The organism is Pseudoalteromonas sp. LC2018020214 (assembly GCF_016598755.1).
In the GTDB taxonomy this organism is placed as follows: domain Bacteria; phylum Pseudomonadota; class Gammaproteobacteria; order Enterobacterales; family Alteromonadaceae; genus Pseudoalteromonas; species Pseudoalteromonas distincta.
This window is the reverse complement of record NZ_CP066804.1, coordinates 728,347-744,669: the sequence shown is the minus strand read 5'-3', so window position 1 is coordinate 744,669 and position 16,323 is coordinate 728,347. Positions and strand designations below refer to the sequence as shown.

Annotated in this window: 17 protein-coding genes; 9 read left to right on the top strand and 8 right to left on the bottom strand. The window is 38.6% G+C overall.

From position 1 onward, the window contains the following. Positions 1-54: 54 nt before the first annotated feature. On the bottom strand, positions 55-2,049 hold the full coding sequence (locus tag JG479_RS03245; protein ID WP_200219938.1) for a hybrid sensor histidine kinase/response regulator: 1,995 nt from the start codon (positions 2,047-2,049) through the stop codon (positions 55-57). Between the two features lie 119 nt (positions 2,050-2,168). Further along, positions 2,169-2,657: a GNAT family N-acetyltransferase gene (locus JG479_RS03240; protein ID WP_039485299.1), complete on the bottom strand. Its 489-nt coding sequence runs from the start codon at positions 2,655-2,657 to the stop codon at positions 2,169-2,171. A gap of 81 nt (positions 2,658-2,738) precedes the next feature. Between JG479_RS03240 and JG479_RS03235 the strand changes: the two genes are divergently transcribed. From JG479_RS03235 to JG479_RS03210, 6 genes are all read left to right on the top strand, one after another. Further along, complete coding sequence (locus tag JG479_RS03235; RefSeq protein ID WP_200219937.1) at positions 2,739-3,314, top strand: glutathione peroxidase; 576 nt, start codon at positions 2,739-2,741, stop codon at positions 3,312-3,314. Between the two features lie 86 nt (positions 3,315-3,400). Continuing rightward, entirely contained in the window at positions 3,401-3,682 is a 282-nt protein-coding gene (locus JG479_RS03230; protein ID WP_002958009.1) for a peptidylprolyl isomerase, read from the top strand. A gap of 64 nt (positions 3,683-3,746) precedes the next feature. After that, a complete protein-coding gene (locus tag JG479_RS03225) occupies positions 3,747-4,325 on the top strand; it encodes a glutathione S-transferase family protein (protein WP_039485301.1) in 579 nt (192 codons plus the stop codon). A 17-nt stretch (positions 4,326-4,342) separates the two neighbouring features. Then, positions 4,343-4,693, top strand: coding sequence for a DUF2750 domain-containing protein (locus JG479_RS03220; protein ID WP_002958007.1), 351 nt, complete (start codon positions 4,343-4,345; stop codon positions 4,691-4,693). A gap of 99 nt (positions 4,694-4,792) precedes the next feature. Continuing rightward, positions 4,793-5,473 carry a hypothetical protein gene (locus tag JG479_RS03215; protein WP_138488564.1) on the top strand — a complete coding sequence of 227 codons (681 nt, stop codon included), beginning with the start codon at positions 4,793-4,795 and terminating at the stop codon, positions 5,471-5,473. A gap of 148 nt (positions 5,474-5,621) precedes the next feature. Continuing rightward, positions 5,622-8,195 (top strand): M1 family metallopeptidase, encoded by a 2,574-nt coding sequence (locus tag JG479_RS03210; protein ID WP_149602141.1) that lies wholly within the window; start codon positions 5,622-5,624, stop codon positions 8,193-8,195. A 77-nt stretch (positions 8,196-8,272) separates the two neighbouring features. On the opposite strand, the gene JG479_RS03205 is transcribed toward JG479_RS03210, so the two are convergent. Next, complete coding sequence (locus JG479_RS03205; protein WP_200219936.1) at positions 8,273-8,638, bottom strand: hypothetical protein; 366 nt, start codon at positions 8,636-8,638, stop codon at positions 8,273-8,275. Between the two features lie 75 nt (positions 8,639-8,713). Further along, positions 8,714-9,589, bottom strand: coding sequence for a hypothetical protein (locus JG479_RS03200; protein ID WP_200219935.1), 876 nt, complete (start codon positions 9,587-9,589; stop codon positions 8,714-8,716). A 157-nt stretch (positions 9,590-9,746) separates the two neighbouring features. Here JG479_RS03200 and JG479_RS03195 point away from each other — a divergent pair, with 157 nt between their 5' ends. The 3 genes from JG479_RS03195 (at position 9,747) to yjjG (ending at position 11,943) form a co-directional block, all read left to right on the top strand. Further along, positions 9,747-10,646: a phosphoribulokinase gene (locus JG479_RS03195; protein WP_002958002.1), complete on the top strand. Its 900-nt coding sequence runs from the start codon at positions 9,747-9,749 to the stop codon at positions 10,644-10,646. A gap of 63 nt (positions 10,647-10,709) precedes the next feature. Continuing rightward, positions 10,710-11,255, top strand: a complete 546-nt coding sequence (yjjX, locus tag JG479_RS03190; protein ID WP_200219934.1) for an inosine/xanthosine triphosphatase — start codon at positions 10,710-10,712, stop codon at positions 11,253-11,255. 13 nt (positions 11,256-11,268) lie between these two features. Continuing rightward, complete coding sequence (gene yjjG, locus JG479_RS03185; RefSeq protein WP_200219933.1) at positions 11,269-11,943, top strand: pyrimidine 5'-nucleotidase; 675 nt, start codon at positions 11,269-11,271, stop codon at positions 11,941-11,943. Positions 11,944-12,023: 80 nt separating this feature from the next. On the opposite strand, the gene lpxC is transcribed toward yjjG, so the two are convergent. From lpxC to JG479_RS03165, 4 genes are all read right to left on the bottom strand, one after another. Beyond that, the gene (lpxC, locus tag JG479_RS03180) at positions 12,024-12,935 is read right to left on the bottom strand and encodes a UDP-3-O-acyl-N-acetylglucosamine deacetylase (RefSeq protein WP_002957999.1); all 912 of its coding nucleotides are present in this window, start codon (positions 12,933-12,935) and stop codon (positions 12,024-12,026) included. Between the two features lie 106 nt (positions 12,936-13,041). Next, positions 13,042-14,286 (bottom strand): cell division protein FtsZ, encoded by a 1,245-nt coding sequence (gene ftsZ, locus JG479_RS03175; RefSeq protein ID WP_058154155.1) that lies wholly within the window; start codon positions 14,284-14,286, stop codon positions 13,042-13,044. Between the two features lie 21 nt (positions 14,287-14,307). Continuing rightward, entirely contained in the window at positions 14,308-15,540 is a 1,233-nt protein-coding gene (ftsA, locus tag JG479_RS03170) for a cell division protein FtsA (protein ID WP_007582937.1), read from the bottom strand. After that, the gene (locus tag JG479_RS03165; RefSeq protein ID WP_002957996.1) at positions 15,537-16,322 is read right to left on the bottom strand and encodes a cell division protein FtsQ/DivIB; all 786 of its coding nucleotides are present in this window, start codon (positions 16,320-16,322) and stop codon (positions 15,537-15,539) included. Before JG479_RS03165 ends, ftsA begins: the two co-directional genes overlap by 4 nt. Between the last annotated feature and the right edge of the window lies 1 nt (position 16,323).

Genomic DNA, 16,323 nt, shown 5'->3' with positions numbered 1-16,323 from the left:
AATTTATCATCCATTCAAATTCTTTAAAAAGTTACTTGGTATGCCAAAAAACAATTAATTACTGTGTTGTATTAACTGATCTTCAGCTAAATGCTCGTCTAAGTTTATTTCTAATGGCACTTGTATAGATATAGTTGCACCACCATTTTCGTTGTTACGTGCAGAGATTTCACCTTGGTGTAAAGATACAAACTCTCTACACAATGCAAGGCCTAACCCTGTACCACCGGCACCACTATTTGTTTTACTGCTTTGCACAAACTTAGTAAAAATATGCTCCAACTCATCTTCTGGTATACCGACCCCATTATCGGTAACCTCTATAGTAGCAAGCTTATTATCTGACTCTAAATTTACCCGTATTTTACTTTTAGGCTCGCTAAATTTAAGTGCGTTACCTAGTACGTTTCGAAGTAACTGGTTTATTTGCTCTTCATCACATTGTGCAATTACAGGTAATGGCTGTGCGGTAAATATAATCTCAATTTCTTTTTCCATTGCCGTACCAGACACATCATCAATACTTGTTTTAATAATATTCGCTAAATTATAGGGACGAGGGTTAAATGGAAACTTACCTACATCTAGCTTAGATAGGTCGAGTAAATTATTTAGTAACGACAGTAAACGCTCACCACTACTCTCTATTCGCGATAAATACTTAATGAGTTTTTCTTTTGCAAAATCTCCAGTTTCTAATTTGCTTAAACCAAAACGCGAAAAGCTTAAAATAGAGTGCATAGGAGTACGCAGTTCATGCGACATGTTTGCTAAAAATTCTGATTTACTTAAGTTTGCAGCCTCAGCCACATTTTTAGCATGCTCGAGTTGTGAAGTACGCGCTCTTACTTGCTCTTCAAGAACATCTTTTGCTTCAAGTAATAAATCCTCTTTTTGCTTAAGATGAGTTACATTTTTAAATATGACCGCAAGTGCTATTTCGCCATGGTGATCTATCTCATTAAAAGAGCCAACTAAGGGTATATAACCTCCTGCTGTTTTAGATAAACGTAAATCGCAGCTAAATTGTCGATTACTATTTAATGTCGAAATCTTATCTTTAATACCTAAAATTGAATCATCGTCTAAAAAATCAAATACTGATTTACCTTCGAGTTCATTAAACGGTAAATTAAATAGTCTCAAGCAAGCATCATTAGCTTCTATCACTCTACCGCACTTTTCAAATAACATAATTGCATCGGGCGTATGTTTATAAATAACCTGAAGTAGGCTGTCTTTTTCAATCAGGGCATCAACCGTATCTTGTAGCCTTTCTACAAGCTCTGCGTTATGACGTTTTAATAACTCTGTTTGCCATAATTTATGTATTGATTGTAATAGTGAGCTATCGTTTAAAGGTTTAATGAGTACATCTTCTACGCCTTGACGAATTGCTTCGATCATTGAAACTTGATCAGGGCGTGAGGTAAATAACAAACAACGACAATGCGGTTGGGTTACTTTTAAATTTGAAAAAATTCCTAAACCTGTTCCGTCATCTAAAACAAAATCGCTTATCAGTATATCTATTTGCTTTTCTTTACTAATTTCTAAAGCTTCTGCGGAGGTTGTTGCAGTATGAGTCTCGATATGAGCACCGATTAAGCTATTTTTCATTTTTTCGAGACGTTCAGGAACATGGTCGACGAGTAAAATAGTAGGTAATTGCAAAATATGGTTAGAGCCTAATTCTAATAGGCTCTCTAAAAGAGAAGTAATTTCTTTATTAGAAAAAAATGGGTAGACCACGGTTGCGTCAGGCGCAATATGATTTAGCTCGCTAAACGCAGTTAGTTGTTCACCGCTTTGTGCTTTTGGCGCAAGCAGCATAAAGCGCTCTTGCGCTACTTCGCTTACAAGCGGTTTTATAGAATCAACAGGCACACCATGGGCAACAACAACTAAGTCGTAATCGCCTATATTGGTATACATGTCTAGCATGCTGAAATGAATTAATTCGACCTCACACCCTATTAATTCTAAAAGCACTTTCACACGCATCGCGATGACACTACTACTATCAATAATTAATATTTTTCGAATCATCAAGCCACACTTCAAATTAATAAACTTAATATCCTAATAGCGTAGTCTATTTTTATTTAATTGGCATAAAGCCCTATCGTTATTTTGTAAAAAAATATTACAAGCTTTCAAAAAACAGTTTATTTAAGATGCTTTCCAAAAATAGTCAGGCTGTAGGGCTTGTTATCCATTATGGCAACGCTTGGCAACTCGCCCCATATTTCAAAATCAAAATGCTTAAATAATTTAACACTGGGTAAATTATGACTAAAAATAAAACCAAGCAATACTTTAATATTTAATTGCTTAGCTTGTGTTTGAGCAAATATCATTAGCTTTTTACCAAGCCCTTTACCTTGTGCTTTACGGGTAATGTAAATGCTCATCTCTACTGTGCCATCGTAAGCAGGACGCCCATAAAACGATTTATAACTTACCCAAGCAAGTACTTGGTTATTTTCGCAGTAAACATAAATAGGCCTTTTATCGTTATGGCTATTAAACCAGTCACGCTTTTCGTCAACAGTAACTTCTTCGGTATCTGCAGTTACCATTCGCCCTGCAATGGTTTCGTTATAAATGGCTACAATTTCATTAAGATCATCAATAGTTGCTAAACGGGTTGTCATAGGTCATTCAAAGGTTGATCAATTTGTTTCATATTAGCGTATGATTATCCAATCAAACAATTGAAAAGTTTAGGTAATGTAATGCTAAAAAAAATTATAATAGGATTAATGGCTTTATTTATTAATGCCCCACTCCACGCTGAAACATCATCAACTATCAACCAAACCTCTACCCAAGACTGTCAAGATTTTACCAATGTCGATATTCGAAAGCTTCGCTCAAAAGAATCTATTGATTTATGCCAATTTAAAAATAAGCCTTTATTAATAGTAAACACGGCAAGCAACTGTGGTTTTACACCCCAATTTAAAGGCCTTGAAGCGCTATATCAACGATACAAAGAACAAGGTTTAGTCGTATTAGGGTTCCCTTCTGATGATTTTTTTCAAGAAGAGGATAGTGAAAAAGAAACTGCAAAAGTATGCTTTGTAAATTATGGTGTAACCTTCCCTATGTTTGCTACAAGCGAAGTGCGTGGTAGTAAAGCGAATCCAATTTTTAAATATTTGAATAAGCAAACTAGCTCTCCAAATTGGAACTTTTATAAGTACTTAGTGTCTGCTGATCGTGAGACGGTTTTACGGTTTAACAGCAAAGCAGCACCTGATTCAGAACAAATGATTGCTGCAATTGAAACTGTGCTTTCTGATAAATAAGTTTATACTGGTACAATTAGTTGAAACTAACTAGAATGATATTTTAATTCGGTTAAAAAAACACCACACTATACTCGGGAGATTTTATGACAGTAGCAAGCGCACGACATATACTTGTAGACAGTGAAGCACAATGCTTAGACTTAAAAACAAAAATTGAGCAAGGCGAAGACTTTGCTGAATTAGCCAAAGCGCATTCAAACTGCCCATCAGGTCAAGATGGCGGTGCTCTTGGTGAGTTTGGTCCTGGTATGATGGTTCCAGAGTTTGATAAAGTTGTGTTTTCAGCTCCAATTAACCAAGTACAAGGCCCTGTGCAAACTCAATTTGGTTATCATTTACTTGAAGTTACTAGCCGTTCAGAATAAATTTAACTGTATCGTAAGTAACGTTTTATAAAAGCCGCTTATGCGGCTTTTTTATGGAGTAATTATGCAATTAATTGGTTCTGTACCTTCACCTTACGTGCGCCGAATTAGAATTTGGGCACAACAAAACAACTGTAAACTAGAGCTTGTGAGTCTTGATATATTTTCTGAGCAAGATCGCCCTACTATGGCCAGTAAAAATCCAGCTCGAAAGATTCCCATTCTGGTAGATGGCAACTTAACACTTAGTGACTCTAATTCTATATTGCGCTATTTACTTGAAAAAACAGGTCAACCAAAACTAACGTGGCCGCAAGAGCACTTACTTACGACTATAAATGCCTGTAACGATTCGCTAGTAGAAATGCTGCTATGTGAACGCTCTGGATTTGACACCAAAAGCGATAAACTCTTTTTTAATTTGCAAAACGAACGAATTGAACAAACATTAAGCTTTTTAAATACCCATTTAAGCGATGAAGAATTTAAAAGCTGTGAATACCTCAACATCAGTTTATACTGCCTGCTTGATTGGATTTGCTTTCGTGAATTAACTGACTTTAGTCAGTATTCAGAGCTTGTTGCTTTTCATAAGCAATATGGCAAGCGTCAAGCAGCAATAGATACTAATCCTCGTCACTAATTTAAAAAGGTAAACACATGAGCGATATCGAAATTGAATCACAACTAGTTAACTTTGTAGAAAAAGTACGTGTTAGCGAAGTAATTTGGGCACTTGGTGCAGAAGATAATGGCTTTGTAGTGTGCGATTCTAACCAATTTGACGAAACTGACGTACTACTGCTTTGGGAAAGTGAAGAAGCAGCTAAAGCGCAATGTAAAGAAGAGTGGAAAGACTACAGCCCTGTAGAAATAAATCTTGATGAATTTTTAGATGCATGGGTTGAAGATTTAAATGAAGATAACGCACTTGTTGGCATTAACTGGAATGATGACCAAGTATGTACAGAGATTGAACCTACTGGTTTAGCTCGCGCTTTAAGTGAGTAATACTTTATACGCTTTATTTTAAGAGCGGATAAAACCCGACTAGCATCTACTGCTAGTTGGGTATAAAATAAAACACATCATTATTTTCAAGGTATTACGTTGAAAACCCATCTTGGTCGCCGGCCCTTTTCAGCCATGGAACTGCACACTCTTTATAATGGATATATATACGGTGATTTTAAAGTTGCACGTGAGCAACCAAAACACTGGCATTTTTGGCTTCCTCTAATTGCATATTACAGTGGTGCATATAGCGATGAAATTGGCTATCTAACGCTTGATGATCTGTCTCTTGAAAAAGATGTCTTATGTTTTAATTTTCATACTCACGGTAAGATAAAACCTCGCTTAGTTCCTGTGCATCAGGCACTTATAGATGCCGGGTTTAATGAATATTTAGCATTCATAAAATCACAAAATCAACAACGATTAATGTTCGACTTACCCGCTAAAACTGGCAGATACAGTGAAAAAGTCCGTATTTGGTTTTCAGGTGAAGGTGAGCGAGCCGGCTATTTACAAAAGTGTGATATACCAAACGTTGATCAACTCGGTATGAAAACAGCAATAAGCAGCCTTCGTCTTAACTTTGAGCAACAAGTGCGTATACATGCTCTGCAAGCCAACTCTAAAGACGCCTTTAATTACCTCATGGGATTTAACGAATACCCACATAATGAATTTAAGGACGTGCTTTTATTAAATAACGTGATCCAAAAAATACGTATTATTAACTCACACCTGCATTGGCAGCGTTTTATAACACGCGAAAGCCACTGACAAACTTTGTTACTATTTCCCCTTAAAGTCATCGTTATAATCAATTACTCTATTAAAAAAAACTGTTAGGATATCTAACCCCCTAATAATATGAGCATAAAAAAGCCTATTTAGGGTAGTTTCTAACAACAACAATCTAGGGATCACTATGTTTCTTAAAAGCCTCTTAACAGTGAGCGTTGCTTTGGCAATGGGTGCTGCAAACGCTAACGAATTCGTTATTGAAAAACTCGCAAAACCAAGTTCACAACAGGTATCGTTAACACTCGATCCGAGCCAAGATACATTCACAGGGATGACTGAGATTTCCCTAGAAGTACTAAAACCAACAAAATACATTGAATTAAATGGCGTAGCTTACGCTGTTAAAATGGCGCAACTGCTTGGCGACGAAAACTGTGACTTAAACAACGAAATGCTTAAAACAGGTAAAGTTAAATTTAGCTGTGATGAGCAAATTCAACCAGGTAAATACACCCTTAAAGTTGATTTTTCAGCGCCATATAACCGTCAAAGTGTTGGTTTATACAAAACGTTAGACCAAGGCACACCTTATTTATTTACTCAATTTGAAATGAGTGATGCACGCCGTGCATTTCCTGTTTTTGATGAGCCAAGTTACAAAATTCCATTTCAGTTAACGATTACTGCGCCTACATCACAAAAAGTATATTCAAATACGCCTGAGCTTAAAGCAATCGTTAATGGCGATATGACCACACACTACTTTGATAAAACGCCGCCAATTCCTTCATACCTAGTCGCGATGGCTGTTGGCCCGTTTGAAGAATTAGATATTAAAGGCATGCCAATTCCTGGCCGTGTAATTACCCCTCAAGGTAAAATCCACTTAGCCCAATACGCAAAAGAAAACATGCCAAAAGTACTGGGTGCACTTGAAGCGTATTTTGGTATTCCTTACGTTTACAAAAAATTAGACTCAGTAGCGGTACCAGAGTTTCCATTTGGCGCAATGGAAAACTCCGGCTTAGTAACCTACCGAGAAGATATTTTATTAGTTGATTTAGCTGCAGCAACACGCAGTAAAAAACAGCGTAATGTATCAATTATTGCTCACGAACTTGCTCACCAATGGTACGGTAATTTAGTAACCATGAAATGGTGGAACGACTTATGGTTAAACGAAGCGTTTGCTAGCTGGATGGCTGCAAAAATTACTAAGCAGCTTAACCCTGAGTTTGAATCGCACTTAGACCTGCCACAAAACAACGTAATGGCACTTGATGCACGCCTAAGCACCAAGCCTATTCGTAAGCCAATTAAAACTGAAGCCGACATTATGGACGGTTTAGGTCTTGCTTACAGTAAAGGCAGCTCAGTACTTGCTATGGTTGAAAACTGGATTGGCGAAGATGCATTTCAAAAAGGTATTCAAAGCTACTTAAAAGAGTTTTCATATAAAAATGCTGAAGCAGCCGACTTATGGGAAGCACTTGGTAAAGCGTCAAATAAAGACGTAGCGAGTGTTTTAAAATCGTTTATTGAGCAATCTTCTTTCCCACTAGTTAAAGTAACTCAACAAGGTAGCAAAGTAACTATTTCACAAAGCCGCTTTGTAAACGCAGGCGTTGATGCGCCAGAGCAGTTATGGAATGTACCAGTTGCAATTAAATATGGTGCCGGCGATAAAGTAAAAACAGCAAACGTTTTACTTAATAAACAAAGCCAAACACTAGATTTAGACTTTGAACCAGAGTGGATTTATCCTGACCAAGGTGCATTAGGCTACTACCGCTGGGTAATGGATGATGCACAATTTAGCGCACTTGTTAAAAAGGCGCCAAGCGTACTGAGTGACCGTGAACGCTTAGCGTTACTATCGGCTACTGATGCGCTACTTGATGCTGGTGTTATATCTGCTGCTAAGTTAATGCAAACACTTGAAGTGTTCGTAAGCGATAGCCACCCTCGCGTAGCAAATACCGCGCTAGGTTACTTAGTATCGCAACAACGTACTTTTAAAGACGATAGCAATAAAGACCTATGGCCTGAATTTATTCGCGGTGCAGTAACGCCTGCAGCTAAAAAATATGGTTTAGAAGCAAAAGCGGGTGAAGACGGAGCTATTGCACAACTTCGTGCAGCCGTTGTATCACGCTTAGGTTTTGATGGTGAAGATCAAAACGTCATCAATAAAGCCAAAGAACAAACGCAAGTTTATTTAAATGATCCACAAAAAGTAGACCCATACTTAGCGGGTACGTACTTAACTCTTGCTGCTTTTCATGGTGACAAAGCGCTACTTGATCAGTTTATGACGACGTTCAAAACGACTAAAGATCCGCAAGTACGCACAAACATGCTTGCAGCTATGGGCTTTTTTGGTAAACCTGAGTTACAAAAAGCGGTATTAGCTTATAGCTTAACGGATGAAGTAACGGCATCTGACATGCGTACTATTTTGTCAGGTCAAAGTTACACAGATGAGCGCCAGGCATTATTTATTGATTGGGTTTACAGTAACTACGATAAAGTAACAGCAAGTTTACCGCCTTTCTTTATTCCTAACTTGCCGTACTTTACAACTGCAAGCTGTGATGCAGAAAGCTTAGCGACAACAAAAACCTTCTTTAACGAAAAAGTAGCTGATGTAGCTGGTTACGCTCGTACACTAAGTAAGCTTGAAGAAAGCACAAACGATTGTATCGCGCTTAAAACACGTGAACTTGAATCGGTTAATAGCTTTTTAAAAAGTAAGTAATTATTAGGTTTATTGAGCTATAAAAATACAAAAGCCGCTGAATATAAATTCAGCGGCTTTTTACTTTTTATATAAAATTAATTACCAATAATCATAGTTAGCTTGGCTATAAAATCTTTGGCTGCTTGCTCAGAATTTATTTTAAACGCAACACCGTAGTGAATAGGTTGGGCGCTTTTAAAAATGCGCGTAGGAAAGCGTGTCATCTCACTGCTATGGAAGTACCCTTGCGCACGTGTTACGCCACCTATATCATTAAAATCATCGCTAAATACTTCAAATGCTGGGCGAATTACTATTTTACCCTTGCCGCTTTCGCTGTGGGTATAAAATGCTTCTTTAGAGTTTACTAACATGTACTCTGCAATATTTTTAATCTTAAAATTACTTCTGCACTGTAATTTAATGAGCTGTTCTGTCAGCTCGTCTGCACTATAAGCCACGTGTAATCCCTATTAGTTAATTTGCGTATTAGATTAACGCATACACACAATAAAATCTGAATTTATTTGCCTGCTTTACTTTGTTATATCACATACAAAAGCGAGTTTTTCATTGTTGTAACTCATTCTTGTTATATTTGTTTCGCAGTAGGTGCTTAAATTAAGCCATTGCGATACTTCATCACTTCCATCAAGTTTACGCTGATAAACGCGGTTTTTAATAGCATAAGCAATGGTCGTATTATCTTTTAAAATAAAATCTTGAACTTGAGCCGGTAACCTTAATAGGTCTTCAACTTGTTTATCTTGTGGATTAAAACTCGCTAAAATGTGTTGCTCGTTTTTAGTGTAACTAAATAAAAATGCAGCCATTGAGTTGTTATAAATAAGCGTTCGGCCAATATTACTGGCAGCTATTTCCCCCTTCGCTTGTGCAACAGAAGTATATTGAAGAGTGTGAGGCTTTCCTAAAATAAACATCACTAAATCATTTTGGACACCCCATGCATGGTATCCAACAGGTTCAATCCAATCAAAAATACGACTTGGCGCATCTTGATTTTTGAGTGGGTATTGCCACAATTTTTGCTTACCGTCAGCTTCTACAACAATCGCTGATATCGCACCACCACTTGGCATAACCGTTGGTGAATATTCGCTTACAGGAGAGTTAGTTATATTGGTAACTTTTTTTGACGTGAAATCATAATAAGCAATATCAGTTTGGCTTTGCCCTTTATTAATTACTTCATGAGTAAAGTATAAACCTGTACTTGTTAAGTGCGGTTGGTTGTTATAACTATTTTTATCGCTCACTATACTAACTTGTACCCCGAAAGGTGTATTTAAATCAGCAAGTAATACTTGGCTTTTTGGCATGCTAGCCTGCACCACTATTGGGCTCAGCGCTGCTACAGAAAATAATCCAAGTAATGGTTTAATAAGTTTCATGCTTTCTCTCGTTTTAATTTTAAGCACCTCATGATAACGTTATTTGCTGATGGCGTCACTTGAGCTAAGTCAGTCAACTCTTAAGATACCCAAACGACTTAAAATAATGTTAAGTTTAGTCTGGTTATAAAACCTGGTCCTAAAAAAGAGAATTAACATGTCAGCTAAAAATCCTATTATTGCGATTACGGGTTCATCTGGTGCGGGTACAACCACCACAACGAATGCAATTAAACATATTTTCCGTAGCCTTAATATTCAAGCGGCTTTTGTCGAAGGAGATAGCTTTCATCGTTACACTCGCCCCGAAATGGATAAAAAAGTTCGAGAAGCACAACAAGAAGGTAAACATATTAGTTACTTTGGCCGAGAGGCCAATGACTTTGGCGCTTTAAAAACGTTGTTTGAAAACTATAGCGAAACAGGTCAAGGAAAGTTACGCCGCTACTTACACACCTTTGATGAAGCCGTTCCGTACAATCAATTACCAGGTACATTTACACCTTGGCAAGATCTTGACCATAATACTGACATTTTGTTTTATGAAGGATTACACGGTGGTGTAGTTGATCAAGATGTAGACGTTGCAAAGCATGTCGATTTATTAATAGGCATGGTTCCAATTATTAACCTTGAGTGGATTCAAAAATTAATACGCGATACATCCGAACGAGGCCATTCTCGCGAAGCGGTTATGGGCTCTATTGTGCGCAGTATGGATGACTATATAAATCATATTACCCCGCAGTTTTCTCGTACCCATATTAATTTCCAACGCGTGCCGACCGTTGATACATCAAACCCATTTAGCGCCAAAGATATTCCATCTCTTGATGAAAGCTTTGTAGTTATTCGCTTTAGGGGTATTGATGATGTTGATTTTCCTTATTATTTACGGATGATCGAAGGCAGTTTTATGTCTCGTATTAATACGCTTGTAGTACCAGGGGGCAAAATGGGCTTAGCTATGGAGCTGGTTCTTACTCCACTTATTAAAGATATTATTTTGAAAAAGCGTGCACTGGAAAACTTAGCACCTTTGGATATACCTATTTAACTCCTCTTCTAAGATTGAGCTCTCTCACGTACACTGCTGATTTTAGTAACAATAAGGGACATTGTGTTGTACTCATTAAAAATTATTGTGGGTTCTAAAAACCCTGTAAAAATTAACGCTGCTAAACATATTTTTGCAATGTATTTCCCTGAACATGAAATTGATTGCCAAGGTGTTGATGCTCCATCCAATGTGCCAGATCAACCTATTGGCGAAGAAGAAACACGTGTTGGCGCACAAAACCGTGTTAATTATTGCAAAGAGCATTACCAAGCTCACTACTACGTGGCAATGGAAGGTGGTGCAGAGCAATTTAGCTATGGTGCAGCAACCTTTGCTTACGTAGTTATTGATAATGCCTTAAATCAGGTTGTAGGGCGCAGCAGCAACCTCCCCTTGCCTCAAGTGCTTTATAACGCATTACTTAATGGCGAAGAGCTTGGCGATGTAATGGACAAAGCATTTAATACCACCAACGTTAAACAAAAAGGGGGCGCTATTGGGTTACTTACAAACAATTACGCCACGCGCGAAAGCACCTATACACAAGCACTCACTTTAGCTATGGCGCCCTTTCTACACGTAGATCTCTACAGCCAAACAAATTAATTTAGGAAGTTTAATGAAATACAACTATGTATTGTTTGATGCAGACGAAACCTTATTTAGGTTTGATATTTTAGCGGGCATGACTCGCATGTTTAAAGCTTACAACGTAGATTTTAGCCAAGACGATTATGTTCATTATCAAAAAACCAATAAGCAGCTGTGGGTTGATTATCAAAATGGCACTATTAGCGCAGATTACTTACAAGTAACACGCTTTAATGAATGGGCTTCAAAACTTAATGTACCCGCAAAAGAGCTAAACGATGCTTTTTTAGATGCTATGGCGCAAATTTGCGAGCCATTACCTGGTGCTATTGAGCTTTTAAATAAACTTAAGCCAAATGCTCGATTAGGTATTATTACTAACGGATTTGCCCGCTTACAAACCGTACGCCTTGAGCATACTGGCTTAAAAGATATGTTTGAATGGTTAGTAATATCTGAACTTGTGGGTATAGCAAAACCAAACAAAGCGATTTTTGAGCACACATTTGAGCTAATGGGTAACCCTGATAAAAGCGAGATACTTATGGTGGGTGATACTGCTGCAAGCGACATACTTGGCGGCAACAATGCAGGTATTGATACTTGCTGGTTACAACACCCTGGTGAGCAATTAGCCGATGGAATAAAACCAACCTATTCAGTAACTCATTTAAATCAGTTACAAGATCTTTTAGAGTTATAATAGAGTAAATTTTACGCAAAAAAATGACGCTAATTAGCGTCATTTTTTATAACTGTTTGCGAGCTGTTCTTTTACTGCTTTTAGGCTGGAGCTAACTCAAGACCGGGTGCAGGCATCGTCACAGGCGTTTCAAATGTTGCCCACTCCCATGCTGACTCTGTAGCCATAATTTTACGTAGTAATTTATTATTTAAATCATGACCCGATTTAAATGCTGTTACTTTACCTAAAAGATTATGACCTGTCATAAACATGTCACCAACACAGTCTAATATCTTGTGCTTAACAAACTCATCGCTATAACGTAAGCCATTAGGATTTAAAACTTTGAATTCATCAAGTACCACAGCACTATCCATGCTACCACCTAGCGCTAGGTTGTTTGCATGCATGTATTCAATATCTTTCATAAATCCAAAAGTACGCGCACGGCTAATTTCTTCAATAAAGCTTTGCGTTGTTATATCCAACCCAATACGTTGGCGACTTTCATTGATAGCTGGGTGGTTAAATGCAATCTCAAAGTCGATATGAAAACCATCATATGGTTCAACTTCAGCCCACTTACCATCTTCTTCAATGCGTACTTTTTCTTTAATACGGATAAAGCGTTTAGCAACGTTTTGTTCTTCAATTCCGCCTTTTTGTAACAGATATATGAATGGTAATGCACTACCATCCATAATAGGCACTTCTGAGCTATCTAATTCTACAATTAGATTATCAATCCCCATTGCAGCAACAGCTGCAATAAGATGCTCAGTAGTTGATAAGCGAACACCATCTTTGTTAATTAAACAGGTACACAACTGCGTATCACCAACGGCTTCAGGTGTTGTTTCAAAATCAACAACCGGATCAAGGTCGACACGACGAAATACAATCCCAGTATTTGCGCTCGCAGGTCGGAGAGTTATTGTGACCTTCTCACCTTTATGAAGTCCAATTCCTATGGCTTTGACTACTTGTGCAATCGTACGCTGTTTAATCATAGGTATGCTCACTTTTAAATCAGTTACAGTTAGACGGCGGAGTTTAACATAAATCCTTTTGCCTTTCAATATTTGTACATATTTCAAACAAAAGTATTATTAAATGTTAATCTGCCTGCTTACGTAAAAAAGCGGGAATATCAAAATAATCACCACCTTCTGATTTATCTGCTTTTTTACTATTTTGCGCTGAAGAACTTGAACTACTTGAACTCGTTGAAGGCGCTTTTTCTTTGCTTTGCGCTTGCTCTTTAGTCGTGTTTTCTTCAGCGTTTGTATCTTGGCTTGCAAAGCTTGGTACGTACATGCTGCTCGTTTGGTTTGATGTGCTTGCAACATCAGAACCTGATGCTTTTTTAAAGCCGTTATCAACAATACCAAACTGTGGACGACGATCGCCGCCTAAACCAGTTGCAACAACCGTTACACGTAGCTCATCAGTCATTTCTGGGTCGATTACCGCACCAACAACAACCGTTGCGTTTTCTGACGCAAGTGCTTTAACGTGATTACCAACAATTTCAAATTCTTCAATCGCAATGTCCATACCAGCGGTAATATTAACTAAGATACCTTTAGCACCTGTTAAATCAACGTCTTCTAGTAGTGGGCTTGAGATAGCGGCTTCTGCAGCTTCTTGTGCACGATCAGGACCTGACGCAGACGCCGTTCCCATCATTGCAGTACCCATTGCAGACATTACAGTTCTAACATCGGCGAAATCCACGTTAATTAAACCAGAACGTGTAATTAGCTCTGCTATACCTTGTACCGCACCAAATAATACGTCATTAGCTTTAGCGAAGGCATCTAGAAGTGTAGTCCCTTTCCCTAAAACTTTAAGCAATTTATTGTTAGGAATTGTAATAAGTGAATCTACAATTTCTGACAATTCATTAATGCCTTGTTCAGCGGCTGCTGCACGTTTTTTACCTTCAAAATCAAAAGGACGTGTTACAACTGCAACAGTTAAAATACCGAGTTCTTTAGCAATTTTAGCAACTACCGGTGCTGCACCAGTACCTGTACCACCGCCCATACCGGCTGCAATAAATACCATATCGGCGCCTTCAAGGCTGGCACGAATTGTATCTGCATCTTCTTCAGCCGACTTACGGCCTACTTCAGGGTTTGCGCCCGCACCCAACCCAGAGGTTATTTGCGTGCCTAGTTGAACTGTAATATCGGCAGCAGAGTTACGTAATGCTTGCGCATCCGTATTAGCGGCTATAAAACGCACGCCTTCTATTTGTTGTTTTACCATGTGCTCAACAGCGTTACCGCCACCACCGCCCACGCCGATTACTTTTATTACAGCTTCTTCGCTGTGTTGTTCCATTATATCAAACATGTTTACTCTCCGACTTGAGTCTTAAAACTCGCCTTGGAACCATTTAGTAATGCGGTTCCACCAATTATTGTTATCCTCTGCTTTCGACTTTTGTGCATTCATCGATTGCATGGTACGCCCGTATTGTAACAAACCAACAGCGGTTGCGTACGAAGGATCATCTACATAGTCTGTCAAACCAACCATCCCGATTGGTTTGCCTATTCTTACTGGCATTTGGAAGATGTCTTCTGCCACTTCCATAGCGCCAGTCATTTTAGCAGTTCCGCCTGTTATAACGAGACCTGCCGCAATTTGGTCTTCTAAGCCTGAACGACGAATTTCTTCCATCGCAAGCTCAAATAATTCTCTAAAACGAGGCTCTACCACCTCAGATAATGTATGGCGCGACATTAATCTTGCTGGTCGCCCGCCTACACTTGGTACTTCAATTGTGTCTTCGCTACTTGCCATTTGGCTACTAGCACATGCGTATTGTACTTTGAGTGACTCAGCATGTGATATAGGTGTGCGAAATATTTTTGCAATATCACCAGTAACTTGGTTACCCGCTACAGGTATAACCGCAGAGTGACGAAGTGCGCCATTGATATAAATGGTGATATCCATAGTGCCGCCACCAATATCAAGTACTGCAACACCTAGCTCTTTTTCGTCATCTGTTAGTACAGAATAACATGACGCAAGTGCAGTAAAGATAAGTTGATCGACTTCAAGACCACAGCGTTCTACACATTTTTCGATATTTTTTGCCATGTCGTTTGAGCACGTAATGATATGTGCACGCGCTTCCATACGAACGCCGCTCATGCCTAGTGGGTTTTTAATGCCCTCTTGCATATCGATGCTGTATTCTTGCGGCAATGCATGCAGCATTTTACGCTCTGCTGAAATAGGCACAGAACGCGCAATATGTATTACGTTTTCAATATCTTCGTCAGTGACTTCGGTGTTATTGATTGCCACCACACCACTTTCGTTTTGACACTGTATATGTTTGCCAGAAATCCCCAAATACACAGAGCTTATACGACAATCAGCCATTAACTCGGCCTCGTCTATTGCTCGTCGAATAGACTCAGACACTAAGTTTAAATCGTTAACGCCGCCTTTATCCATACCATGAGATACTTGGCTGCCCACACCAACAATGCTGAGCTTGTTATCTGCGGTGATTTCACCTACCGTGGCAACCACTTTCGAGGTGCCAACGTCTAATCCTATTACTAGGTTTCTTTCTGCTGACTTAGTCATGCCTTACTCTTATTTTGTAATTGTTCTTCTTGCATTGGCTTAAAGCTTACTGCAAGGCCGGTATCATACCGTAAATCGATTGTATCTACTTGTGCATCTGCACGTTGTTCCATTCGTGGATAAACGTCTATAAAACGTTGTACACGCTTGGCTTTATCTTTACGCCCTAAATTTAAGCGAATCCCGTTATCTAGCCAAAGTTGCCACGAAAAACGCTCCGATAATGCCAAACTTGTTAATGTTAAACCATTAACTCTGAGCATTTCATCAAATTGCTTAAAAGCAACCCACGCCTCTTCTTCACTACCTTCTGGGCCATATAACTGCGGTAAGTTATCATCTAACTTATCGCTGCTGGCTTGAAATGCTTGGCCACTTTGGTTGAGCAACAAGTCGCTATTCCAGTGGGCAACTACTTCATGTTCAACTACATACACCTGTATAGTATCAGGCCATTGTTTACGTACCGAAGCGGTAGCAACCCAAGGCAAGTCTTGAACTAGCTGCTGCACGTGCTTAACATCAAGTTCAAAAAAACTACTTAAATCGGCTTTTTTAATTGCTTTTATAATTGCCGTTTCATCTGTGTATTTGGGATGCCCTTGCACTGTAAGGTGCTTAATTTGAGCATCTTTATTTTCAACTAACCAATCAGATACACCTGTGGTTATTTGTACTAAGCCTATAACCACAACCAGAAAAAAACTCACTCCAAAAATCAGCGACCAATTAAAGTTAAGTTGCTGTTTTAGTTGTTGAGCTTTTTCTAAAAGGGGATGCATA

Bases quoted from the DNA above. Each gene is read 5' to 3' on its own strand.
- JG479_RS03245 (WP_200219938.1), bottom strand. From the start codon at position 2,049: ATGATTCGAAAAATATTAATTATTGATAGTAGTAGTGTCATCGCGATG.
- JG479_RS03240 (WP_039485299.1), bottom strand. From the start codon at position 2,657: ATGACAACCCGTTTAGCAACTATTGATGATCTTAATGAAATTGTAGCC.
- JG479_RS03235 (WP_200219937.1), top strand. From the start codon at position 2,739: ATGCTAAAAAAAATTATAATAGGATTAATGGCTTTATTTATTAATGCC.
- JG479_RS03230 (WP_002958009.1), top strand. From the start codon at position 3,401: ATGACAGTAGCAAGCGCACGACATATACTTGTAGACAGTGAAGCACAA.
- JG479_RS03225 (WP_039485301.1), top strand. From the start codon at position 3,747: ATGCAATTAATTGGTTCTGTACCTTCACCTTACGTGCGCCGAATTAGA.
- JG479_RS03220 (WP_002958007.1), top strand. From the start codon at position 4,343: ATGAGCGATATCGAAATTGAATCACAACTAGTTAACTTTGTAGAAAAA.
- JG479_RS03210 (WP_149602141.1), top strand. From the start codon at position 5,622: ATGTTTCTTAAAAGCCTCTTAACAGTGAGCGTTGCTTTGGCAATGGGT.
- JG479_RS03200 (WP_200219935.1), bottom strand. From the start codon at position 9,589: ATGAAACTTATTAAACCATTACTTGGATTATTTTCTGTAGCAGCGCTG.
- JG479_RS03195 (WP_002958002.1), top strand. From the start codon at position 9,747: ATGTCAGCTAAAAATCCTATTATTGCGATTACGGGTTCATCTGGTGCG.
- yjjG (WP_200219933.1), top strand. From the start codon at position 11,269: ATGAAATACAACTATGTATTGTTTGATGCAGACGAAACCTTATTTAGG.
- lpxC (WP_002957999.1), bottom strand. From the start codon at position 12,935: ATGATTAAACAGCGTACGATTGCACAAGTAGTCAAAGCCATAGGAATT.
- ftsZ (WP_058154155.1), bottom strand. From the start codon at position 14,286: ATGTTTGATATAATGGAACAACACAGCGAAGAAGCTGTAATAAAAGTA.
- ftsA (WP_007582937.1), bottom strand. From the start codon at position 15,540: ATGACTAAGTCAGCAGAAAGAAACCTAGTAATAGGATTAGACGTTGGC.
- JG479_RS03165 (WP_002957996.1), bottom strand. From the start codon at position 16,322: ATGCATCCCCTTTTAGAAAAAGCTCAACAACTAAAACAGCAACTTAAC.